Raw genomic sequence first — 24,603 nt, 5'->3', positions numbered from 1 at the left:
TTTTTAGAAAGTGATATCTACCCCAACTCCATAATAAACCATCGTCGGATATGCTCTCGCGCTATTGGCACCTGCAGAGGTAAGATTACTATCAAACTCTGAAAGTTCAGGATCAACAAAATCTACTTTAGATAAAGTCAAAAGGTTTTGTCCTGAAACGTACATTCTATAGCTTTTCAAGCCGATTCTATTGGCAAAATCACTAGGTAAAGAATAGCCGATCTGTAAATTTTTAAGTCGAGCGTATGCTCCATTATATAGATACAAATCTGATCCTCTTCTCCAGTTATTAGTATTAGACTGACTTCCGCTATTGGCCAGACGAGGATATCTCGCATCCGGATTTTGTGGAGTCCAGTAATCTAGCATATGCTCGTAAATTGCGTTTCCGTAGTTAAAGTGAAATGGTTCTACCAACTCCCCTCTAATCATCATCGTTCTTTTTCCAACTCCCTGAATAAAAAGACTCAGATCAAAATTTTTGTAGCCCAGATTGTAAGTGAAACCATAATTGTATCTAGGAAAGGGATTTCCAAAGATCACTTTATCATCATCGTTTATAATACCGTCTTCATTAATATCCACATACCTGTTATCCCCGGGAACCACATTAAGGCCTTCCGGGACCGGACCAGCTTCAATCTCGTCCAGATTTTGGAAATATCCGTCTCTTTTTAAACCAACATAAGAGTTATATGGCTGACCTTCTCTCAATAATGTTTGAAGCTCTTCCAACCCGGTTAATCTCTCTTCTCCCTGAAATTCCAGCACTTCATTCCAGCTATCTCCAATATTCGCAGAGATCATGTGACTGAACAATTCTCCGGTATGGCGGTAGGTCGCACTTATCTCCCATCCCTGGCTTCCAACTTTTCCAGCATTAAAATCTGGGAGACCGGTACCATAAACTCCAGGTACCTGAGGCGGAACAAGAATATCTGATGTTACCTTATTAAAGTAATCCATTTGAATACTCAAGGAATTATCAAAAAAATCCAGGTCTGCCCCAATATTCAAAGTAGCTGCTCGCTCCCACTGTATATCCGGATTAGCAAAATTGTAACCTGTTCCTCCTACACCATTATTATTAAACCCATATGCATTTTGAAAGGTGAAATAGGTAGTTTGATACTGGTAATTTCCAACATTCTGGTTACCCAGCACACCATAGGAAGCTCTCAATTTTATATTTCCTATATTCTCCTGATAATTTTGCATAAACGGCTCTTCGGTAACTCGATACGCGGCTAATACCGACGGGAAGAATCCCCATCTCAGATCTTCTCTAAATTTTGAAGACCCGTCATATCTAAAACTAAATTCAGCGATATATTTATCATCAAAAGCATAAGATGTTCTACCAAAAACAGAGTAAAGACTGTTTTCTGAAGAGCTCTGGTTTGAATTATATGAATTTTCTTCAATTTCGGTATCTGTAATAGGAGTTCCCAGGTCTGGATCTGTGTATCTTTTAAATAATCCTGATCCCCGATCTTCGTGGTTCTCGTTTGACCCTCCCAGCAGGACCGTAAGATCATGTACCTTATTGAAGGTATTTGAATATTCAGCAATTAACTGGGTGTTCAAATCCAGACTTTTTCTATTTTCATCCCTGGTGTTACGATCTGCACCGTAAACTCCCTGAGGAAAAAAATCTACTCTAGTCACTCTTGAATACAGGCTATTCTGATAAAGACGTCCTCCGAAAACTCCTCTAATTTTAAAATGATCTGTGATATCCAGTTCAGCAGTTATATTTCCGAAAATATCATCATTATCATATTCTCTAAATCCACCTTCTTCTAAAATACCCAGTGAATTAAACTGCTGCAATACATCATTGGTCACAAACCTACCTAGCGAATCTCTTTGCTTGTAGTATAAAGGCACCCTGTTAGCATCGGCAAATAAAGTTCCTGTACTTGATGAATGATCCTTAATCTTTTGTTTGGTGTATGCTAATGTAGATGTCAACTTAAAAGCACCATACTCGTTCACCAGATTGATACGATAATTATATCTTTTCAATCCTTTATCTGGGCCTACAAAATTACTTTGCTGATCTAAGTATCCTATAGAAACCAGGTAGCTTGAATTTTCGCTTCCTCCTGAAACAGAAATATTCTGATTTAACTGTAAAGCGTCTTTGGTAATTTCATCTGCAAACCATTCCTGATCCCCATTCTCGCGAATCTGTCTAATCTCTTCAGCAGAGAATACCGCAGAACTTTCGTTTGAATTGAATGCCGCCTCATTTCTAAGCATCGCATTTTCATAACCCGAAACCGGCTGATTAAAGAAGTGCGGAGTATTAAAACCTGTAAGACCGCTATACTTAACGGTAAGTGCCTGATTTTTCTTTCCTTTTTTAGTAGTGATGAGTACAACACCGTTGCTGGCACGCGAACCGTATATAGCCGCACTACCTGCATCTTTAAGAACAGAAACATTTTCTATGTCTGCGGGATTTAAAGAATTGATATCCCCTCCTACAATCCCGTCAATTACAATTAGCGGACTGTTGTCTCCTAGAGTACTAATCCCCCTAATGTTTAGATTGATAGCGGCTCCAGGCTCAGAATTTCTTTGCTGAATGACTAAACTTGGCGATTTTCCCTGTAAAGCCTGCGTTACATTTGTATTAGGTCTTCCTTCAAGATCCTCTTCACCCACCTGATCTACTGCGGAAGCTACCCTACTCCTATTCTGAGTACCATATCCTACAACAACCACTTCGTCAAGGGCTTCAGTATCGTTCTCCATCGTTACATCAATCACAGATTGAGTACTAACGGTTCTTTCGGTAGTTTGTAACCCAATGAAAGAAAAAACCAAGACAGCATCATCTTTTGTTAAATTGATAGAGTAATTTCCATCAAAGTCAGTTTGAGTTCCGGTATTGCTACCTTCCTGCATCACGGTAACCCCTGGAAGAGGTATTCCCTGATCATCTGTCACAGTTCCCGTGACCGTTCTTCCATTTTGCTGAAAGGCGTAACCATGTCCAGCAAAAAGCAGTAAGCTTAAGAGTAAAAAAACGAAAGATCTAATTAAAGAAGTTTTAGAATCTACTTCTGAAGGTCTATGAACTTTTTGTCCCTCAAAATTTTTGGTTAGTTCTACATTATCCATTCAATGTTAATTTTGAATTTAAGATTAACACTTTGTTAATACATGATAAACTTACTAAAACGATTTAGTTAATCAAAACTAAAAATCGATTTCAACGTAAATAATTGATATTTTAACATTTAAGAACCGTTTTTCTTAGGCAATTATCAGAATAGATGCTATTTTTTACTAATAGAAGAATTTCTAACGATTAAAGAGGCATTGAGAACACTTTTCGAAGGTTTCCAATTTTCTGATGCTGAATTAAGAATATTTAACATTGTACTCATGAGCGATTCGCCTAATTCCTGTAATGGTTGTGATACCGCAGTTATAGTGGGAGTATTTATTCGGAATAATTCATTATCGTCAAAAGTTACCACCCCGAGCTTCTCAAGTAAAGTTTGATCTGTCTCCTTTATTACTTCCAGAGCAGTTCTTGTAAGATAGTTTGTAGAAAAGAAAACAGAATCCAATTCTTGCCCTTCAATGATAAACTTTCTGATCTCTGATTTAGTTTCATCTTTTTGAATTTTTTCAAATGGAATTTTGAGAACATAAGGTTTCAGGCCTGCTGCCTGTATGGCGTCCATGTATCCCTTTTCCCTATTGGTCATCTGGTTTTGACTGGATTCAATAGTTATAAATCCAATTCTCCTGAAATCATTATCAATTAAATGCCTGGTTGCCTTAGAAGAAGCCTCTTCATTATTTATAATGACATGACTCACATCCAAACCTTCAAAATATCTATCAAAAAGAACCACCGGAATTTTGTTTTCAATCAGGAATTCTATTTCACTTTGAATTCCTGGCGACGGACTAATGATAAACCCGTCTACCTGTCTCTCCGAGAAAAGCTGTATAAGTTCTTTGGACCGTTCATCTTCATTTTCGTTACTGCAGAACAACACCTTATAACCTTTATCGTAGGCTATGTCTTCCATGATTCTGGCAATCTTCGCAAAAAAGTGATTACTAATATCCTCGACCATAAAAACCAGGATATTTGTCTTACCCGTTCGCAAACTTTGCGCAACTCTATTAGGACGATAATTAATGCTATCCGTGTAATCAATAACTTTTTTTATAAGTTCATCTGAAATCTTTTTTTCCTTCCCTTTACCATTTAATACGAATGATACGGTGGTAACTGATACGTTAAGTTTTTTTGCAATATCCTTTAGTGAAGGCCTTTTCTTCATTTGTGATAAGAACTACAGAAGATTAATATAGATTTTTGAGTATCGGCTAATTTAATAAATTAATAATTCAACTATTTCATGGCATCATCCTTATTAACCTTCAAATAATCTACTAAGATTTGGTTGTTTATTTACTTATTCTTTAAGATATATAATTTATATTGCATTATTCTTAAGACTAAATCGTTTTACCTATTTAATTTTTCATGAAAAGTCGCACAACGTTAAAAGAATTATCAGAAGTTTTGAATCTTTCAATCAGCACGGTTTCAAAATCTTTAAATGATAGTAGTGAGATTAGTTTAAAGACGAAACAACGAGTGAGAGAAATTGCTTTTCTGCACAACTACATTCCAAACAATGCGGCGAAAAGTCTGAAGAGCAGACAATCCAATATTATAGGGGTGATCATACCCTCTCTAAAATCAACCTTTTCCGCAGCATTGTTAGAAGGTATCGAGGCAAAAGCCGACGAACTGAATTACAAGGTTTTTCTCTGTATATCGAATAATTCAGTAAAGAAAGAGAAAGAATGCATTAAAAAGTTCCTGGAAACACAGGTAGATGGGGTCATCGTTTTTCCTTCACAGGAAACCCAAAAATCTGGCGATATTAAACATTTAAACGAATTGATAAATCTTGATGTTCCGCTAGTAATTTTTGATAGTGTCACTGAAATTCTTAACTGTGATAAAATTTCTATGGAAAACTCCTTAAAAACTGAACTAGCTGTAAATGAATTGAATCTTGCCGGTTGTTCCAGAATCGCTTTCATTACGCAAAATTCCGAAGCTTGTTTACAACAAAATTATAAGGAAGGCTATTGCTTAGCTGTAGAAAAATTAAGCCTACCGGCCATTTTGATGGAAGATACGGTTGTACCCATTCAGAAAATTGCAGGAATGATAAAAGACAAAAGGCTTGACGGAATTATCGTCTGTAGCAGGTATTCTGCAAGTAATTTATTGACAAAAATCCGTGACACAGATTCTCAAATTATTAAAAACATACCTGTAGTTGCCATTAGCAACGGAACTGTTAGTAGAAATTTCCTGCCAAATCTCAGCTCCCTGGATCATAAGGGACATATGCAAGGGAAATTGGCGGTAGCAACATTATTGAATCGAATTCATGGAAAACTACCATTGGAAAGAATCAATTATCAAATAAAATCAGAGATCCTACACTGCTGATTTTTATAGAATTTTGCAATTATTTAAGATATCTATCTTCAAGGCCTAATCGAAATAATCAACTATGTTAGCTAACAATAAAACTCTATAAATTTAAGTTTCATCATTATGAATAAATCAAGTAATTTCTTGTTCATCAAGCAAGAGTAATGTGGATAAGTTACTTTTCAATACTACCTGGGAGCTTGAATATCTTTCTGAATCTAGTATGGAAGTAAGTGAACTTTACACAACCAAAAAACCGCAAATCACTTTTGATAAGACTCTAAACACATTAAAAGGAAATAGCGGATGCAATGGATACTCTGCGGACTTTAGACTGGATGATGGTAAAATTTCTATTGGACAACCTGGTCCGGCCACAAAGATGTACTGTGGTGAAGGGGAACAATTATTTCTCAATTCGATGCAAAAGGTAAATACTATCAAATTTGATAATGATGGAAAATTGAATTTAATGGACGGTAATACGATCATTTTGCGTTTTGCTGAGGCTCAATAAGCACGGTAGCCACAAGTGGAAAGAGTGCAATATCCAAGATATTCGTTCACTATTCAATATCAATATAGAAAAATTGAAATGGTAGATTCTGTCTTGCCCAATATTGGTGCTGTTACAGCAGGATTTACTTCTCCTGCAGATGATCATCTAGACAGCTCGATTGATTGACGGCGAATTTATTCTCATCAGCTTGTTATGTTGACCATTCAGCGTGAAGATTTTGAATAATAACCTTTTAACTATTTTTAGAACCAGTCATTTTAATCTTAAACATTCCTTTAAAACTGATGTATGAAGCGGATTTCAGGAATAGTATTTTTAAGCAATTTTCTATGCCTTTTATAATTTGCAATTATTCAGGATAAATTAATGATTGACCGACATCACTGTACTTTTGAAAAAGACTTCAAGTCTTATTAAGATTCTTCAAAATAATAATCTGATTTACTATTAATGAATAGTAAAGTAAAAAATCTCCAGCATTTCAAATTGAGTAGACATTCCAGCTAAATGATTAAGATTACTTTTTCTTTCTTTTATCCCAGTAAACATATATTCCAAAAATTGCTAAACTTACCAAAGAACCCCAAAGCAAACCGTTTTTTAAGCTTTTAGTACTGTCGCCTATTATGGCGATAAAAAGAGTTAGAGGTGCGATTCCAACCAGGGTCGCTCCTATAAAACGCCAATATCCCATTTTTAAAATACCTCCAACAAAGCTAATAGCATCATTGGAAAGAAAAGGATTAAGACGGGTAATAATTACTGCCCAAAAACCATAATCATCAATGAAATCTGCAATCTTATTTTTAGTACTTTCACCTATCAATTTCTCCACGATCACCGGCCCAAAATAGCGTCCAATCCAATAACCTATAGAAGATGCTGAAAATATGGAAAGTAATACGATTAAACTTCCCCATACGGGGCCGTATGCAAGTATTGCTACGACCATTAGTGCGATTGAAGGAATTATTAGCAGGAACATCTGGGCAATCATACAAAGTACCAATAACAATGGCCCAAACCAACCAAATCCGTCTACCCAATCTTTTATTCGCTCGTTATCATTACTAGTTAAAACGTCCCAGCTCTGGTTTAAGAACTCCTGAACGCTGGGAATAAAGAAATATGATCCTAAAGTTAAAATGATGATACTTATAGAAATATAAAGTGGTGCCTTACTTTTTTTGATCGAAGTATTTTGCAGAGCTGTAGAATTCATTAATTATTCAATTTCACTTTTAAAATATTAGCTGCATTGCTACCGGCCTCATTAGAGATATAAAGAGTGCCATCCGGTGTAAATGTCAATCCTTCAGGCTGGCTAAAATCATCCTCGTTGAGTTTATATATTTTCTTTATAATTCCTGAAGGGGACAGGATCAATAATTTTGGTAACTTGGCATCAAGAATATAGATTTCAGAAGAAATAGGATGTATTTCAATCTCAGCAGGACGTAGTCTTTTACTAATTTTATCTCCAGATTCTGATAATAGCTTATCATTTAAATCCAGTTCAAAAAAAGGTTGTTCTAAAAGTTTGTTCTCAGATAAAACGAAACTATATACTCCTTTGAAATCCTTCTTAAGGAGATCTTTGTCCTTGAGAGCCAATAACAATCTATTGTTCTCTTTGTCCAAACAAAGGCCTTCCACATTTTGATCATCGGTTAAAAAAGTGTTATGCTTAGAAACGATAGGTTTGGACGACTGAAATTCCTGAATTTCGAAAATTGTGCCATCGCTTCTTAAAACATAAGCAGTCTCGTCATCTATTGCAATTCCCTCATAGTCGCCGGGACCTGCGAATTTTATCTCTTTTTTAATTTTTGAGGAGGATAGCTCATAAATGAAAATGATGCCGTCTTCATCCTGAATACAGGCAATTTTGTTCTCGTCTAGCCACTCAATCCCCGATACCTCTTCAAGAATATCCGGTAATTCCCATTTTGCATCAATACGGTAAGTATAATCTTCGCCTGGCGAAAAGTTACCCTTTCCCTCAAATGAAAAGATAAGGCCTCCGGCAAATACCAATACCCCCAGAATAATCCAAACTACATTTTTCATCATTTTTAATGATTTTAATTTTTTAAAAAAGAAAAACCAGCCTTTCTCACAACAAATCCATCGCCATCATAACCACTATATTGGATATAAAATGTTGCTCAGAAATAAAGACTGGTTTTATTAATAACTTCACTCCATATATTCAATACCCTGAGCAATTTCTCCTCCCTGGTTGAATATGATTTTTTTACTAGAAAATGTGTTCTCAATTTCTATCTGGTAGAAGATAGATTGCTCTAGATACAAAGTCTCAATATCATCGATTTTGTCAACTTCGTAATTGGCCTGTAGATTTTGGAGTACAACTTCAGGTAAATCAGAAATTTCTATTTCATTCTTCCTTTTTAATAGATTGCCTTCGCGATTGATCAAAGCGGTGTGTTCAATTTGGTCAATCTCAAATTCTACTTCAAAATTCTCCTGGTCTTTTTCCCATTCTATGTCCTGAGCATCCGGAAACTTACTTTGGAAAGTATTTAAGACCACTGAAGGCGTTTCTACATTTTGATTGTCATCTGCATCACACGAAATAAGTGATCCTGCAACAAGCATCGTCATTAAGATAAATCGTTTCATAGTATAATTTCTTTTACACTACAAAGGTGAGCTCCAATTCAGGAAAGAATCTGGAATTTGATAAACTCGATAAAAGATTAGGGAAGTTTTAAGTATTCGGAAAACAAATTTGAAAATTGTGCTGCTTATCGAAGGAATACTCAATATCAAGATCATAAAGATCTGCTACTGCTTTGGAAATAGCCAAACCGAGTCCGCTAGATTCTTTATTACTTATTTTATAAAGTCGGTTGAATAACTTCTCTCTATGGAGCGCATTTTCTTCTGAAGTATTGGAGATTTCAACACAATCTCGTTTATATCTAATACCAATGGTACTTCCCTCCTTTCCGTGAATAATCGCATTTTTTAAAATGTTCGATAATAAAATAATTGCTAGTTCACGATTCATTTTGAATCGAAGGATTTGATTTTCAAGAATTTCAAAATACATGTTTCTATGTGTAGCAAGGTCTGAGAAATCAGTAATCAATTGCCCCAGGATTTCATTAATATCAATATTTTCTTCGTAAATAAATTGCCTGTTTTCAATCTTGCTTAGTAATAGTAATGATTTATTGAATCTCGTGAGCCGTTCTAAACTCTGAATTACAGCAGCTATATATTCAACTTGTGTTTCACTTAGGTGATTATCTTCTAAGAGTAGTTCAAGCTTATTGATACTTATTGCCAAAGGTGTTTGTAATTCATGTGAAGCGTTTTCAATGAACTGCTTCTGCCCCATATAACTAACGCTGGATCTTTGCAAAAGCTGTTGTATTTGTGAATTGAGCAAGACAAACTCCTCAATTTCAGAGGACTGAAAATCAATATTTTTATCTTTTTCAATATTGAATAATTTCAACCTTTCCAATAATTTGTAAAAAGGATTCCATACTTTTTTAAGAATTATATTATTCAGAAAAAGAATAGAAACTATAAGACCTAAATACAACCACAATAAAGAGTAAAGTAAATCTTCAATGAGGTCATCTTCCTCCACCATGGAGGTTATAACCTTCAACTTGTAGAATTCCCCATGATGGCTGAATACACTTTCCAGAAGCCGAACCGGCTCATAATCCTTCTCATTTTCCATGTACATCAAGGAATCTCGATACACATCTTTGAAACTATGAGCATTTTGAGATTCGATTGTTTTTAAAGTATAATAACCTTCACCAAATTGAGATTTTTCCTGTACTACTGAATCCTGGGTAACCCGACGAATCACCAGGATTTTCTGATTCTCCAAACCATCATCCATGGAATCGTAAATTTCATCTAGCATTTCGAAATAAAAAATGGCCGCCCAGACAGAGAGAAGAATAAGTAAAACAATCGCAAAGTAACCGGTGGTATAATTCAGTAATTTCATAGGCTTTGCAATTTGTATCCAATTCCGTAAACCGCCCTTATTTCAATTTCAGCCTGATATTCCTCCAGTTTTTTTCGAAGGTTTTTTATTTGGGAATAGATGAACTCAAAATTATCAGACTGGTCTATGTAATCGCCCCAAACATGTTCAGCCAAGGCAGATTTACTGACTAATCTTCCTCTATTGGTTGCCAGGTAAAGGAGGATGGCAAATTCCTTTCGATTCAAAGAAACCATTTCTTTATTGATTTCAACACTATGCTTATCGGGGAAAATAGAGACATTAGCTATCTCCAAAACATTAGAACCTTTGAAATTCTTACGTCTCAATACAGCGTTGATGCGCGCATGCAACTCGGCCATATGAAAAGGTTTCGGCAAATAATCATCTGCACCAAGGTCCAGTCCTTCAACTTTATCATCGATAGAATTCTTAGCCGAAACAATGATTACATTATCGGTTATACCTTTGTCCTTGATATTTTTCAATAACTGAAGACCATTTCCATCTGGTAAAGAAATATCCAATAAGATACAATCATATTCGTAGACCCCTATTTTCGATACAGCTTCTTTATAGTTCTGTGCTAGCTCCACTACAAAATTCTGTTTTTCCAGAGAATTCTGCATATTCTCAAGCATTTCGAATTCATCTTCTATGATCAATATTTTCATTCAGAAAATTTTATTTAAAATTACCACTGAAATCTAGAAAAATATGGGATTTACTTTATAATTCATTCCTAATTGATTCCAGTTTCGAGTATTTATTTTGCGTCAAATTAAAAATTAGAAAATATGAAAGGTTTAAAAATCGCTGGATTAATGGTACTAATGACCTTATCTGCAAATGCACAAGAGCTCAACAACGAAGACGTTCCATTAAATTTGAAATCGCAGTTAGAAAAAGAATATCCCAACGCCAGTGAAATAGAGTGGGAAATAGAAAACGGTCTAATTAATGTAGAGTTTGATTCAGAGGGGAAAGAGCAGGAAATTTGGTTTGATGAAGCTGGGAATATTATTAAGACAGAACGCGAAATAGACGAAAAAGAATTACCGGATGCTATAAAAAGCAAGATTAAAAATTCTTATTCTGAATTTAATATAGACGATATTGAAATGAAAAAGGAAAATGATAAAATCACTTATGAAATAGAACTTAAAAAAGGATGGACAAAGAAAATTCTGAGGTTTGAAGAATCGGGCGCTATTATCCAGAAGTAATTAAATGATGTATTTCAAAATTAAGCCTCAGATTTAATACTTCTGGGGCTTTTTTATAAACAATGCCGAATTGCCGCCTCTATATACAAAGGTTAAGAATTTCCAATTGAGATAAGCCTTCATTTTTTTCCCAGTCCTAATTTCTAGAATTAATCATCCATTATTCTTAGGTTAACTTCATACCTAATTCGGTTTTTAAAAATCTTTTAAATCCACCTTATAATTCGTTCTAGTAAGTGACTTTGGATCTTAGACGAACCTAGAAGATTAAGCAGGAAAATTGTTTAATCGATATAGTACAAGGCTTAATGAATTGATATTTATAAAAGTTTAATCTTTATATTTAAGATTAATTTGATGCCAACGAAAATTCTGCTATTACTTTTTCTCACGCTTATCAATAGCTGGTTGGCTCCAAAACGGTCGATCGGAAAACAGTGTGAATCCTATAGAAAAGTTATGTTTCATTGTCACTCGTGGTATGGGTGCGTTAGAATTTGAACCCACCACATTCATAGCAAAAAAAATACATTTTCAGTTGCAGTAGATTCCTTAGTGGATATAGCACATAAAATTCTTAGTCAGCGAGATGATTTCCATACCAACCTGTCTAAAGATGATGAACAGGCCATGAAGGATATTTTGAGACTTGGAAACTCTGCAGTCGGTGCCCTCCCCAAAGCGATTATCGCTTATATTGAAAAAACTAAAGAATTTAGATCTGGTCAAACAAATGTAACAAAAGGTTTCAGACATTGGTTCATTAAATTAGATGTACTAGGGATGCAAAATTTGGCGAGAGCCATGGTTATGGTCGGGTATCTTTGGCATATTATAACATGGCTATTGCATGTGGAATTGATATGATGCCATCTCGGCTACTAGAAGAGAATGGCAGAGCTCATTTCATGAATCAACGATTTAATCGTGGAAAGCAGAATCAGAAACATCATGTCCAAACCTTTTGCCTAATGCAACACTATGACTTTAATGATGTGAACAGCTACAGTTATGAACAGCTATTTCAAAGGATGCGAATACTTGGTCTACCTTATCCACAAGCTGAAGAAATATACCGGAGAATGGTTTTTAATGTATTAGCTCAAAACTACGATGATCGCACTAAAAACTTTGCATTCCTAATAGAGAAAGATAAGAATTGGTCGATAGCTAGCGCTTATGATGTTTGCTATGCTTACAGCTCCGGAAGCACTTGGGTGCATCAGCATGCGCTCAGTTTTAGAGGTAAAAGAAAAGATATCACCCGAGAAAGCCTACAAACTATAGGGAAATCCATGAATATTGATAAAATGGATGATATAATTAACCGGAGATTAGATGAAATGAAAGATTGGAATGATTATGCCTCCGAAGTGTCTGTTAATAGTCGTTTAAAAAATAAAATACAAAATAACTTGACGAACCATTTGACTAAATTCGAAGGCCACATCAAGTATAAGTGTTTACATTATTTTCACCAATGAAACATACATATTACATATTGTGAACATTTAAATATTTATTTATCTGGACTACCCCTCGAATTTTAGGCAAGATAGTGATTCTAAAAACCTAAAGCTTCTGCATTCTGGTTCTTAGCGCAATCATATCTTCACTTACTTTCTGATCTAGAATCTTTGCATAATGCTGTGTTGTTTTCAAATTTTTGTGTCCAAGCATCTTACTAACAGATTCAATTGGAACACCATTTAAAAGTGTTACAGTAGTAGCAAAGGTGTGACGAGCGAGATGGAAGGTTAGGTTTTTATCAATTTCACACAAATCTGCTATTTCTTTCAAATAAGCATTCATCTTCTGGTTTGTCAAGATGGGTAGTAAAAGCTCTCTACTTGACGCTACTAAATCAAAAGAGTATTTTTGGATTATCTCTATCGCAGTTGGTAGCAACGGAATGTTGCTTCTTGAATCTGTTTTAGAGCGATTAATTTTAATCCATTTGTGACCATCTATACCTATAACAATATTTTGCACTGTAAGCTTTTTAACATCTGAGTACGCTAAACCCGTAAAGCATGAGAAAATAAAAATATCTCTAACTAGTTCCAGCCTATTAGTATGAAAGTCCTTTTCTATAAGTTGTTGAATTTCACCCTCGGTCAGGAATTCACGATCTACAATTTTTAATTTGGCCTTCCAGTGAAGAAATGGATCATTCTGAATCCAATTATTCGCATAAGCAATTCTGATAATCTTTTTAAAATTGGTGATGTATTTCACGGCCGTATTGTGACCGCAATTTCTTTCAGTCTTCAAGTAGTATTCGAAACCTGTGATGAATTGATGATCTACGTCTTGTACCGGTATATCCTTTACTCTATATTCTTTCGTTATATACTCAGAGATGTGCTTTTTAGCGGTTCGATAGCGTTCTGCCGTTCCCGCAGCAAAATCTTTTCCTACTAGGCGATCTACTTGATCATTATGATTTTGAAAAATATCGAGTAACATTTTCTTTTTCTGATCTTTCCCAGAATAAATATTTCGAATTGTTTGTGCTGTAAAATGAACATCTTCCTTTGTTAATTGCTCAAATATCTTATCTACTCTGCTCCTAATATCATTCAGATATCTATTAAAATTTCCAGACTCTACACTTTTACCACGGAGCGAACCTGTGTCTGTATTCCAATTTTCAGGTCTTATCTTCCTCCTAATACTTATCTCGCTACGTTTACCGTTTACTGTAATCCTCAAGTAAATAGGGACTTTTCCTGATTTATCCTTATTGCTGTTCTTAGGATAAAATAATGTAGAGTAGGTTTCAAACATCGGTGCTGCTTTTTATTCTTCCTAAAGATAAATAAAAAAAATAGTTACAACCCCTACAACACACTAATTTTAAAGCCATTACGGAAGATTCGGTGCTGCTTTTTCATCGTAAAAAACAGCACCGAATTAAGCTCTATTTCATTGGTATAAGATGCTATTATTTGATATTAAAGAAAATTAAAAAAGCCCGTAAACATAGTGTTTACGGGCTTTTAGCAGAATTTATTTAATTCTCAGCGGAGAAAGAGGGATTCGAACCCCCGGAGGTGTGACCCTCAACAGTTTTCAAGACTGCCGCATTCGACCGCTCTGCCATTTCTCCGGAGCGCCTCATCAGCTATTTGCTGAATGCGGGTGCAAATATAACAAGCTTTTTCAATTTATAACAACTAATTTCTAAACTTTTTCTACTTTTTTCGTAGCCACTTCTAAATCAGCCAATTTCATATCAGGAATTTACTTTAAAAAATTCAGCAGAAGTATTGGTGTCTATTTTTATTTCCTTTTCTTTCAGTCATCATTAGATATTCTAAGAGAAAAATGGAGCAGGACTGGGCAACTTTAAATAGGTATCGCGAAGAGAACAAAATAATTTTACAAAGTTCAATATGGCCAGAAGTAGTATTTATAGGCGATTCAATTACAGAAGCATGGGCGAATCTTCATCCAAATTTTTTTGATACCAACAATTATCTTGGTAGAGGTATTGGCGGCCAAACCACTCCACAAATGCTTATAAGATTCACTGCAGATGTACTGGATTTGAATCCAAAGGCAGTGGCAATTTTAGCAGGAACTAATGATATCGCCGAGAACACAGGTATCTATTCCTTCAAAATTATTACCGATAATATCCAAGCCATGGCCTACCTGGCAGAAAAGAAAAATATTAAAGTTATACTAAGTTCGGTGCTTCCTGTCCACGATTATCCATGGCGACCCGGCTTGAAACCTATTTCCAAAATAGAAGAACTGAATGCCTGGCTTCAGAATTTTGCGGAAGAGAATGGATATGTCTACCTCGATTATTTTGACTCTTTGCGTGATGATAGCAAGGGACTGCCGAAAAAGTTTTCTGAAGATGGAGTTCATCCTAATTCCACCGCATATCGAATCATGGAGCCTTTAGCTATAGAAGCTATCAAAAAGGCGTTAAGCAACCAGTAGAAAACGTCGAAAATTCTTATCTACAATAGTCTGCATTAGTAAAGAAATTCTTCAAAATCTTGTCAATTATTTCAGCAAGTACGCAATTCAATTTAAACCTTTTCAAATCATCTTAGTCTATTCACTAAGGGACATTCATATCCTTTGCAAGGAAACCGCTATATTGGCGGCATTAACGAAAAACTAATTTACAATATGAAAAAAATTTGGTTTCTGGCCTTACCTGCACTTTTGGCCGCATGTAGCGCTCATAACAAAAAAATCGAAAATGCAGATCCTATGGAATATGCGAATACGATCACTTCCGAAGAGCTTAAAGAGCATCTTTACACTTTTGCGAGTGATGAATTCGAAGGTCGTGAAACTGGAGAGCCTGGGCAGAAAATGGCTGCAGAATATCTTAAAAACGAATATAAAAGTCTTAACCTGCCTTCTCCCATTGGCGGTGATGACTATTACCAGGAAGTACCAGTAAGCTATTTTAGAAGAGGAAATGTAAAACCTACAGAAAATGTTGTAGCGTTTTTAAAAGGTTCTGAAAAGCCTGATGAAATTCTAGTCATTTCTTCACACTACGATCATGTTGGAATGGACGATGAAGGAAATGTTTATAATGGTGCAGATGATGATGGTTCTGGAACCGTTGGCGTTCTTGAAATTGCTGAAGCTTTTGTTGAAGCCAGTAAAGATGGATACACTCCAAAACGTTCTATTCTTTTCCTGAATGTAACTGGTGAAGAAAAAGGACTGGTTGGGTCTAAGTTTTATACAGATGAGCCAATTTTCCCGCTAGCGAATACCGTAGCAAACCTTAATATCGATATGATTGGTAGAATCGATCCTGATCATGAAGGGAAAGACGACTACGTTTATCTAATTGGAAGTGATAAGTTAAGCACAGATCTTCATGAATTGAGTGAGAACGTAAACACTAAATTTGTGAATATGGATCTTGACTATAAGTATAACGACGAGAATGATCCAAACAGATTTTATTACCGAAGTGACCACTATAACTTCGCGAAAAACAACATTCCAATCATTTTTTACTTTAATGGAACTCATGCCGATTATCACAAAATGACCGATACTCCAGATAAGATCGAATATGACCTGTTGGCCAAACGTGCGCAATTAGTATTTCTTACTGCCTGGGAGATCGCTAACCGTGATGAAAGACTTGTGGTGGATAAACCGATCGAAAAAGATTCAGAATAATTTCTGAATACCATAAAAATAAAAAGCTCCTTCACAGGAGCTTTTTTAATGCTTTGATCTCAACTTTCGAGATGTTATCTAATTTTTATTCTGAAGCAATGGAACAAATCTGAAGTTCCCATATTCAGTTTTATCAAATTCTTTTGGGGATTTCCGAATAAACAATGTCATGATCTGCACGTCTGTTCCTACCGGGATGACCAGGCGTCCTCCAACCTTTAACTGGCTCAGCAGATCCATTGGAACTTCCGGCGCACCGGCAGTAACAATGATCTTGTCATAAGGTGCATATTCAGGAATTCCTTTATAACCATCCCCAAAACTCAAATATTTGGGTCTGTAACCGATTTTCGACAAAAAGGTTTTGGTCTTTTTATATAATTCCCTTTGTCTTTCAATACTATAGACTTTGGCGCCAAGCAAGCAAAGTACTGCCGTTTGATAACCACTTCCAGTTCCAACTTCCAGCACCTTTTCTCCGGGTTTTAACTCCAGAAGTTCAGATTGAAATGCTACCGTATAAGGTTGTGAAATAGTTTGATCTGCCGCAATGGGGAATGCCTTGTCCTGGTATGCATGATCTTCAAAACTGCTATCCATGAACAGGTGTCGTGGGATCTTTCCAATGGCAGCCAGCACTTTCTTATCGGTGATTCCTTTTTTCTCCACCGTTCTTACTAATTGCTGTCTTTTTCCCTGATGTCTGTAAGTATCTTTCAAGTCCGGTTTGCTTTGTTGCGGGTATAAAATTAGGCAAAGAAGCCGACTATTCCCAAGTAATTTGCACTCCCAATTTGGCCTGTAATTGTAAAGTATTTAATATCAAAATGCTATTTTTGTGAAAAATGCAAAATATATGCTGAAAGCAGGGGTTCTGGGTGCAGGTCATCTCGGGAAAATTCATCTTAAATTATTACAGCAGTCAGAAAAATATGATCTCATCGGGTTTTATGATGCGAATGCTGAAAATGCAAAAAAGATCTCAGAAGAATTTGGCTACAAAATGTATGAGAATCTGGATGAACTTATTGCAGATGCAGATGTGATTGATGTGGTTACTCCTACCCTCGCGCATTTTGATGTTGCAAAAAAAGTAATTACTGCCGGTAAACATTTATTTATCGAAAAACCTATTACCAATACGTACGAGGAAGCAGAAGAACTTATCAAACTTGCTAAAGAACATGGAGTAAAAGGGCAGGTTGGTCACGTAGAAAGGTTTAACCCTGCATTTCAGGCGGTTAAAGATCGCATTGAAAACCCAATGTTCATTGAAGCACATCGTTTAGCTGAATTTAATCCGCGTGGGACAGATGTACCGGTGGTGCTAGACCTTATGATTCACGATATCGATGCGGTGATGAGCGTAGTAAAATCTGAAGTAATAAAGATCAATGCCAGCGGAGTTTCAGTAATCAGCGAGACTCCAGATATCGCGAATGCGCGTATAGAATTTGCAAATGGTTGTGTGGCAAATCTTACCGCGAGCAGGATCTCCATGAAGAATATGAGAAAATCGAGATTCTTCCAGCGTGATGCATATATTTCAGTAGATTTTCTGGAGAAAAAATGCGAGGTTGTAAAAATGAAGGATGCCCCAAAGGATCCAGATGATTTTGCGATGATCCTTCAGAATGCTGAAGGAGTGAAAAAGCAAATCTATTTTGATAATCCAGATGTTTCAGCCAACAACGCCATTCTTGAAGAACTGGAAAGTTTCGCTGAAGCAATCCAGAATGATACCGAACCGGTGGTGACCATGCAACAGGCGGCAAATGCCCTTAAAGTTGCCAACCAGGTGATCGCCAATTTTAATATTTAAACTAAAATACAGTTCAGGATGTTTCCGAAGTGAAATAAACCGGAACACTTAAAATTTATATTTCTATGAAAAATATTGCCGTAATAGGAGCCGGAACAATGGGAAATGGGATCGCACATACCTTTGCCCAAAGCGGATATAAAGTACATTTGATCGATATTTCTGAAGATAGCCTGAAACGAGGAATGGATACTATTTCAAAAAACCTTGATCGCATGGTGTCCAAAGAAAAGATAACGGAAGATGACAAAAATAATACCTTATCCAACGTTAGCACTTTTACCAGCATTGCTGAAGGAGTTAAAGGTGTAGACCTTGTTGTTGAGGCTGCTACAGAAAATACAGACCTTAAACTGAAAATCTTTAAGGATCTTGACGCAAATACTGAAGCCAGCACTATCCTGGCAACAAACACCAGTTCTATTTCGATCACCCAGATCGCCGCTGCAGTTTCTAATCCAGAAAGAGTGATTGGAATGCACTTTATGAATCCTGTACCTATCATGAAGCTGGTAGAGATCATTCGCGGTTACAATACCAGTGATGAAATCACCAATACGATCATGGAGCTTTCTAAGAAACTGAATAAAGTACCGGTAGAAGTAAACGATTACCCGGGATTTGTGGCAAACAGAATTTTAATGCCAATGATCAACGAGGCGATTGAAACTCTTTACAATGGAGTCGCCGGAGTTTACGAGATCGATACTGTAATGAAACTTGGAATGGCACATCCTATGGGACCACTGCAACTGGCAGATTTTATTGGTCTTGATGTTTGTCACTCCATTCTGGAAGTAATGTATGATGGCTTTAAAAACCCTAAATACGCACCTTGCCCGCTACTTACCAATATGGTTCGTGCTGGAAAGATTGGAGTAAAATCTGGTGAAGGTTTCTATGATTATTCTGAAAGTAGAAAAGCAGAAAAAGTTTCAGAACAATTTAGCAGCTAGAACTGCTGATATAGTATTAGGGCTTAATTTCAGGTTATTCTGAAGTTTTTACAGCCTGGAAATAGCATTTAAAAATTGACAAAAATACTACCTTTTAAAGCGGTTCGCCCGGCAAGAGAATTTGCCGGGCTTGTCGCATCCCGTTCTTATGAGGACTATAATGAAGAGGAATTAAAGGCTCAGCTGGAATTCAATCCTTATTCATTTCTACATATCATAAATCCCGGGTATAAATTTCAGCATGAGATTGGCGGTGAAAAGCGATTTGGAATGGTCAAGAACCGTTACCTCGAGTTTCGCGAAGACTGTACTTTTATACAGGATGAACTTCCCTCCTATTATATCTATAAGATACATACCCGCGATGGCGATTGCTGCGGAATCATTGCAGCGGCGAGTGTTCAAGATTACGAAAACAATGTAATCAAACGGCATGAAGATACCATCGCGCACAGGGAAGAATTATTTAAGGAATATCTGAAGGTCGTTGGCTTTAATACAGAACCGGTACTGCTTACCTATCCAGATGATCCCGTGATCAATGAGTTGCTGGAAGAAAGAATGAGATCAAGACCTGAATATGAATTTGCCACGGCGAATAAAGAAATACATTCGCTATGGCTTATCGACGAGCCAGAGAACATCGAGAGGATCAGGCAACAATTCGCTGCGATAGAACAATTATATATCGCAGATGGTCATCATCGTAGTGCATCCTCCTGGTTACTGGCGAAGGAAAGCAGAGATCAAAACCCTGATCATACAGGAAAAGAAGCCTATAATTTCTTTATGAGCTACCTCATCTCTGAAAGCAACCTTCGAATTTTCGAATTCAGCCGACTTATAAAAGACCTGAACGGACATTCAAAAGAAGAATTCCTGATCCTGCTGGATGAATGGTTCAGAATAGAAAATCGCGGAATCGATATTTACAAACCTTCCAAAAAACATCATTTTAATATGTATCTGGATGGCGAGTTCTATTCTTTATACCTTCGGAAGCATAACGCCGAGTTTACAGATTCCTTGAGTGAGCTGGATTCCTATATTTTGTATGAGAAGATTCTGAAGCCTATTTTGGGAATCGAAGATCTTCGTTACGACAAACGTATCGCGTATATTCATGGCCGCAATGATCTAATAGAATTAAAAACAAGGGTAGATAGCGGGGAATTTGAAGTCGGATTTGGGATGTTACCTGCCGGTATCGAAGAAATCAAGCAAATTGCCGATGAAAATTTGACCATGCCGCCAAAAAGTACTTATATTGAGCCGAAATTGCGAAGTGGTCTTACCATTTATGAATTTTGACTTCAGCGCGATAACCAACCTGCCCTACCAGGGATTTTATATCCTTAATTAAAGTTATAAAGGATGAGTGTTTCAGAAAATATAAAAAAATACAGAAGTGAACTTCCTGAGGATGTAAAGCTGGTCGCTATTTCAAAGACCAAGCCTAACGAGGATCTTATGGAAGCTTACGAAGCTGGTCAACGAATTTTTGGAGAGAACAAGATCCAGGAGATGACCGATAAGTGGGAAGAACTTCCCAAAGATATTGAATGGCATATGGTTGGTCACGTACAGCGCAATAAAGTGAAGTACATGGCACCTTATGTAAATTTAATTCACGCGGTGGATAGTCTCAAATTATTAAAGGAGATCAACAAACGCGCGAAACAGAATGAACGTTCCATCGATTGTTTATTACAGATAAAGATCGCTGAAGAGGATTCAAAATTCGGGATAAGCAGGCAGGAAGCTCGTGAGATTCTGGAATCTGAAGCTTATGCTGAAATGAAACATGTCAATATTGTTGGATTGATGGGAATGGCAACATTTACTGAAGATGAGAAACAGGTTCGCGAAGAATTTGATCGTTTAAAGTCCGCTTTTGATGATTTCAGCCAGGATTTCCCTGAACTCAAAGAGATCTCTATGGGCATGAGTAGCGATTACAAAATTGCCGTGGAATGTGGTTCTACTATGGTGAGAATTGGCAGCAGCATCTTTGGTGAACGCAACTATAATTAAAACTAGAGGAGAGAGTATTTGTACGCTATACTAGACATAGAAACCACCGGTGGGAAATACAACGAGGAAGGCATCACCGAAATAGCAATTTATAAGTTCGATGGCCTTAAGATCGTGGATCAATTCATTAGCCTGGTAAATCCAGAACAGCCTATTCAGCCGTTCGTGGTTAATCTAACCGGGATCAATAATGATATGCTTCGGAATGCTCCTAAGTTTTATGAAGTAGCTAAACGAATCGTAGAAATTACCAAGGACTGTATCCTGGTCGCGCATAATGCCAAATTTGACTACCGAATTTTAAGAACTGAATTTAGAAGACTCGGTTTCGAATACGAACGCAAAAGTCTTTGCACCGTGGAGCTTTCTCAAAAATTAATTCCCGGTCAGCCTTCTTATAGCCTAGGTAAGCTGGTAAGATCCCTGGGGATTCCTTTGAGTGATCGTCACAGAGCTTCAGGCGATGCACAGGCGACTATCAAATTATTTAAGATGCTACTTGCGAAAGATGTTGAAAAAGACATTATGAAGGAGCATGTTCGAAAAGAACCTAAAAAGTACCTCGATACAAAGCTGGTTTTTATCCTGGAAGAACTTCCTTCAGAAACCGGTGTTTATTATTTCCATAATGAGAATGGAGATATCATCTACGTTGGGAAGTCTAGAAATATCAGAAAAAGAGTAAATCAGCATTTTACCAATGACAATCCAAAGTCGCGGGAAATGCAGAAAAAGGTAGCTTCAGTATCCTTTGAACTTACCGGCAATGAGCTCATTGCGCTATTAAAAGAGAACCAGGAAATAAAACAGATCAAACCTAAATATAACCGGGCTCTAAAAAGAGATATTTTCAGCCATGCATTATATCATTCAGTAGACGAAAAGGGTTATATTAATTTAAAGATTGGCAAGGCAGTAAGTTCCAGGGATCGCATCACCACCTTCAGTTCTTTGCGTTCTGCGAAAAATTCTTTAACCAAATGGGTTGAGGAATATGAATTATGCGAAAGATTATCTGGATTACACGGGGGCAAAGGAAATTGCTTTGCCTATACTATCAAGAGTTGCCACGGTGCCTGCGTGGAAGCTGAACAACCTGAAACCTATAATGAACGAGTGCGTGAACTTATTGATCGCTATTCTTATGAAAATAAGGATATGCTCTTGGTTGGTCGTGGAAGAGAAGTAGATGAAAAGAGCGCTTTATTGATCGAGGATGGCAAATTTAAAGGCGTAGGTTATTTCAATTTAAATCACCAGATCAACAATATGGACATCATCAGGTCCATTATTACACCCATGAATAATAACCGTGATGCTGAACATATAATCCAAAGCTTTTTAAGAAAAAAGCATCAATTTAAAATCATCCAATTATCCATTCATGAGTAAATTTTTTACGCTGGTATTTTTATTATGTATCAGCTTTGTTCCTGCACAGAATTCTAACTATTCTACTGAAGAATTTGATGTATCAAGAGAAGACCTATTAGCAACTAATTACACGCTGGATACCACTGCCCATGCTGTTTATATCTACGAGTCAGGTTTTACTGAATTTGATCCAGACGAAGATTACGAGGTGGTGACAGATTATAAGGCGAAGATCAAGATCCTGGATAAGCAGGGAATTGATTATGCTACTATTAAAGTGCCATTAGGTAAGAACAGAGATAGCGACAAGGTTATGGAATTGCAAGATCTCAAAGCCCATACCTTCAAATTAGTTGACGGTCGTATCGTTAAGAAAAAAGTAGAAACATCGGCTACTTTCGAAAGCGAGCACAAGTTCTACAACGAATTTTCCTTTGCGTTTCCAGATGTAGAACCGGGAGATGTCATTCAGTTTTCATATAAGATCGTTTCTCCTTTTACTTTCGATTTCAGAACATGGGAATTTCAGGAGGATATTCCGAAGATGCATTCACAGTTCACGTCGAAGATCCCGGGAAATTACGAATATCACACCACGCTTACCGGAGGCAGGAAGCTTCACAAACATGAAGATAAAGTGATCGAACATTGTATAAGTTTCGGTATTACTTCTTCCATGGCAGGTTGCGTAGAGACTTTGTTTGTGATGAAAGATATTCCTGCATTTATCGAGGAAGACTACATGACCAGCGAAGACAATTATATTGCCAAAATCGAGTACGAATTGAAGCAGGTTACCAGAACCGATGGTTTTGAACGTAAATACACCCTAACCTGGGATGATGCAGATAAAGAGATTAGAACTTCCAGCAATTGGGGAAAACAATGGAAAAAAGACAATGCCGTAGAAGATGTACTTCCTGATGCAATTAGCAGTCTTCCAAATACTTTGGATAAAGCAAAAAAGATCTATTATTTTATTCAGGAAAATTATAAATGGAATGGCGAATATGATATCCATGGTGATATGAACATCAAGGATATCGTAGACAGTAAATCTGGAAGCGTTCTTGCGATCAATAGCCTGTTGCATAATGTCTATGCTTCCGAAGAATTTAATGTGTCTCCTGTCCTGGCTTCTACTCGAAGAAACGGTTTCGCTCCAAGGGTTCATCCGGCGATTTCAGAATATAATTATTTCTTCATTCAGCTAAATCTGGATGGAAAGGAATACAATCTTGATGTAACTGATGAGCAGCTGGATTTTGGCCGACTTCCATTTCGCGCTCTGAATACTTATGCGCGTAAAATAAACCTGGATGGTTCCAGTGACTGGATGGCGATCGAACCAAACGACTTCAGCAATTACGCATTTAGAGATTCTTTAAAAGTGCACAAGGATGGGACGGCTTCAGGAACATCTAATCAGCATTTAAGCGGATACCATGCAGTGAACTTCAGAAATAAGATCAGGGAAAACGGTAAAGACAAGATATTCCAGGAACTTTCTAAAGCACAGCAATTTACAAGATCTACAGATATCGCGGTAGAAAACCTTGATGACGTTGAAAACGGACTCCAGATCGAATACACGCTTGAAAATGTGAGTCAGAAAATCAATGATCTTATCTATCTGAACCCCTTCAGCTTTCAGTTTTTCGAAAAGAATCCTTTCAACCTGGATGAACGCAGCTATCCTATCGACTTCGGATATAAGAATGCTTTTAGCTATTCCGCAGAAATTCATATTCCCGAAGGCTATTCAGTAAAAGAACTTCCGGAGCAAAAGGCCATCAGGTTACCGGGGAACGGAGGAGCTTTGATCTTTAATGCCGTTAGTTTTTCAGAAAATGTAGTGATGGTTCAATGCCGTATGACGCTTTCTCAAACGCTCTATACGCCAGAATACTACGACGGACTCAAAAAATTCTTTAATGAATTACTGACAGTTCAAAGTCAGTCGCTCATTGTACTCGAGGAAAATAGTTAAATTAGAACC

The 24,603-nt window shown here is 36.8% G+C and carries 22 protein-coding genes and 1 tRNA gene; 13 read left to right on the top strand and 10 right to left on the bottom strand.

Translation table 11 applies throughout. The annotated features are described in order from the left end of the window. Positions 1-3: 3 nt before the first annotated feature. The gene (locus tag ACSHZO_RS13715; RefSeq protein ID WP_298247896.1) at positions 4-3,132 is read right to left on the bottom strand and encodes a SusC/RagA family TonB-linked outer membrane protein; all 3,129 of its coding nucleotides are present in this window, start codon (positions 3,130-3,132) and stop codon (positions 4-6) included. A 158-nt stretch (positions 3,133-3,290) separates the two neighbouring features. Beyond that, entirely contained in the window at positions 3,291-4,316 is a 1,026-nt protein-coding gene (locus tag ACSHZO_RS13710) for a LacI family DNA-binding transcriptional regulator (RefSeq protein ID WP_298247895.1), read from the bottom strand. A gap of 206 nt (positions 4,317-4,522) precedes the next feature. On the opposite strand from ACSHZO_RS13710, the gene ACSHZO_RS13705 reads away from it, so the two are divergent. After that, positions 4,523-5,509, top strand: a complete 987-nt coding sequence (locus tag ACSHZO_RS13705) for a LacI family DNA-binding transcriptional regulator (RefSeq protein ID WP_298247894.1) — start codon at positions 4,523-4,525, stop codon at positions 5,507-5,509. A gap of 151 nt (positions 5,510-5,660) precedes the next feature. Next, on the top strand, positions 5,661-6,011 hold the full coding sequence (locus ACSHZO_RS13700; RefSeq protein WP_298247893.1) for an META domain-containing protein: 351 nt from the start codon (positions 5,661-5,663) through the stop codon (positions 6,009-6,011). Positions 6,012-6,531: 520 nt separating this feature from the next. Here the strand turns inward: ACSHZO_RS13700 and ACSHZO_RS13695 are convergent. From ACSHZO_RS13695 to ACSHZO_RS13675, 5 genes are all read right to left on the bottom strand, one after another. Then, positions 6,532-7,236, bottom strand: a complete 705-nt coding sequence (locus tag ACSHZO_RS13695) for a TVP38/TMEM64 family protein (RefSeq protein WP_298247892.1) — start codon at positions 7,234-7,236, stop codon at positions 6,532-6,534. After that, positions 7,236-8,087: an SdiA-regulated domain-containing protein gene (locus ACSHZO_RS13690; protein WP_298247891.1), complete on the bottom strand. Its 852-nt coding sequence runs from the start codon at positions 8,085-8,087 to the stop codon at positions 7,236-7,238. The genes ACSHZO_RS13695 and ACSHZO_RS13690 overlap by 1 nt, the downstream gene beginning before the upstream one ends. Positions 8,088-8,213: 126 nt before the next feature. Further along, positions 8,214-8,660 carry a PepSY-like domain-containing protein gene (locus ACSHZO_RS13685; protein ID WP_298247890.1) on the bottom strand — a complete coding sequence of 149 codons (447 nt, stop codon included), beginning with the start codon at positions 8,658-8,660 and terminating at the stop codon, positions 8,214-8,216. An 88-nt stretch (positions 8,661-8,748) separates the two neighbouring features. Further along, positions 8,749-10,017, bottom strand: a complete 1,269-nt coding sequence (locus ACSHZO_RS13680) for a sensor histidine kinase (RefSeq protein WP_298247889.1) — start codon at positions 10,015-10,017, stop codon at positions 8,749-8,751. Then, the gene (locus ACSHZO_RS13675; RefSeq protein WP_298247888.1) at positions 10,014-10,691 is read right to left on the bottom strand and encodes a response regulator transcription factor; all 678 of its coding nucleotides are present in this window, start codon (positions 10,689-10,691) and stop codon (positions 10,014-10,016) included. Before ACSHZO_RS13675 ends, ACSHZO_RS13680 begins: the two co-directional genes overlap by 4 nt. Before the next feature lie 123 nt (positions 10,692-10,814). Between ACSHZO_RS13675 and ACSHZO_RS13670 the strand changes: the two genes are divergently transcribed. From ACSHZO_RS13670 to ACSHZO_RS13660, 3 genes are all read left to right on the top strand, one after another. Further along, positions 10,815-11,243 carry a PepSY-like domain-containing protein gene (locus ACSHZO_RS13670; protein ID WP_298247887.1) on the top strand — a complete coding sequence of 143 codons (429 nt, stop codon included), beginning with the start codon at positions 10,815-10,817 and terminating at the stop codon, positions 11,241-11,243. Between the two features lie 555 nt (positions 11,244-11,798). Further along, a complete protein-coding gene (locus ACSHZO_RS13665; protein WP_298247886.1) occupies positions 11,799-12,110 on the top strand; it encodes a hypothetical protein in 312 nt (103 codons plus the stop codon). Next, entirely contained in the window at positions 12,083-12,727 is a 645-nt protein-coding gene (locus ACSHZO_RS13660) for a type II toxin-antitoxin system HipA family toxin (RefSeq protein ID WP_366941479.1), read from the top strand. Before ACSHZO_RS13665 ends, ACSHZO_RS13660 begins: the two co-directional genes overlap by 28 nt. 88 nt (positions 12,728-12,815) lie before the next feature. Here ACSHZO_RS13660 and ACSHZO_RS13655 read toward each other — a convergent pair whose 3' ends face one another. Continuing rightward, complete coding sequence (locus ACSHZO_RS13655) at positions 12,816-14,033, bottom strand: site-specific integrase (protein ID WP_298247885.1); 1,218 nt, start codon at positions 14,031-14,033, stop codon at positions 12,816-12,818. 237 nt (positions 14,034-14,270) lie between these two features. Then, positions 14,271-14,355: transfer RNA gene (locus ACSHZO_RS13650), tRNA-Ser, on the bottom strand. Positions 14,356-14,573: 218 nt separating this feature from the next. On the opposite strand from ACSHZO_RS13650, the gene ACSHZO_RS13645 reads away from it, so the two are divergent. Both ACSHZO_RS13645 and ACSHZO_RS13640 read left to right on the top strand, forming a co-directional pair. After that, on the top strand, positions 14,574-15,200 hold the full coding sequence (locus ACSHZO_RS13645) for an SGNH/GDSL hydrolase family protein (protein WP_298247884.1): 627 nt from the start codon (positions 14,574-14,576) through the stop codon (positions 15,198-15,200). A gap of 195 nt (positions 15,201-15,395) precedes the next feature. Further along, positions 15,396-16,418, top strand: a complete 1,023-nt coding sequence (locus ACSHZO_RS13640; protein WP_298247883.1) for a M28 family metallopeptidase — start codon at positions 15,396-15,398, stop codon at positions 16,416-16,418. A 78-nt stretch (positions 16,419-16,496) separates the two neighbouring features. On the opposite strand, the gene ACSHZO_RS13635 is transcribed toward ACSHZO_RS13640, so the two are convergent. Next, positions 16,497-17,138 (bottom strand): protein-L-isoaspartate(D-aspartate) O-methyltransferase, encoded by a 642-nt coding sequence (locus ACSHZO_RS13635; RefSeq protein WP_295182500.1) that lies wholly within the window; start codon positions 17,136-17,138, stop codon positions 16,497-16,499. A 136-nt stretch (positions 17,139-17,274) separates the two neighbouring features. On the opposite strand from ACSHZO_RS13635, the gene ACSHZO_RS13630 reads away from it, so the two are divergent. The 6 genes from ACSHZO_RS13630 to ACSHZO_RS13605 all read left to right on the top strand — a co-directional run bounded on the left by ACSHZO_RS13630 (position 17,275) and on the right by ACSHZO_RS13605 (position 24,594). Beyond that, a complete protein-coding gene (locus tag ACSHZO_RS13630; RefSeq protein ID WP_298247979.1) occupies positions 17,275-18,240 on the top strand; it encodes a Gfo/Idh/MocA family oxidoreductase in 966 nt (321 codons plus the stop codon). A gap of 65 nt (positions 18,241-18,305) precedes the next feature. After that, entirely contained in the window at positions 18,306-19,196 is an 891-nt protein-coding gene (locus tag ACSHZO_RS13625) for a 3-hydroxyacyl-CoA dehydrogenase family protein (RefSeq protein WP_298247882.1), read from the top strand. Between the two features lie 75 nt (positions 19,197-19,271). Then, on the top strand, positions 19,272-20,507 hold the full coding sequence (locus tag ACSHZO_RS13620; protein ID WP_298247881.1) for a DUF1015 domain-containing protein: 1,236 nt from the start codon (positions 19,272-19,274) through the stop codon (positions 20,505-20,507). A gap of 63 nt (positions 20,508-20,570) precedes the next feature. Further along, positions 20,571-21,230, top strand: a complete 660-nt coding sequence (locus tag ACSHZO_RS13615; protein WP_298247880.1) for a YggS family pyridoxal phosphate-dependent enzyme — start codon at positions 20,571-20,573, stop codon at positions 21,228-21,230. A gap of 18 nt (positions 21,231-21,248) precedes the next feature. Next, positions 21,249-22,622: an exonuclease domain-containing protein gene (locus tag ACSHZO_RS13610; RefSeq protein WP_298247879.1), complete on the top strand. Its 1,374-nt coding sequence runs from the start codon at positions 21,249-21,251 to the stop codon at positions 22,620-22,622. Then, entirely contained in the window at positions 22,615-24,594 is a 1,980-nt protein-coding gene (locus ACSHZO_RS13605) for a DUF3857 domain-containing protein (protein ID WP_298247878.1), read from the top strand. The genes ACSHZO_RS13610 and ACSHZO_RS13605 overlap by 8 nt, the downstream gene beginning before the upstream one ends. The last annotated feature ends 9 nt before the right edge of the window (positions 24,595-24,603 follow it).

The organism is Christiangramia sp. 3-2217-3z (assembly GCF_051195275.1).
GTDB lineage: Bacteria > Bacteroidota > Bacteroidia > Flavobacteriales > Flavobacteriaceae > Christiangramia > Christiangramia marina.
Note: the sequence above shows the minus strand (reverse complement) of the source record. Positions and strands in the feature narration are given on the sequence as shown.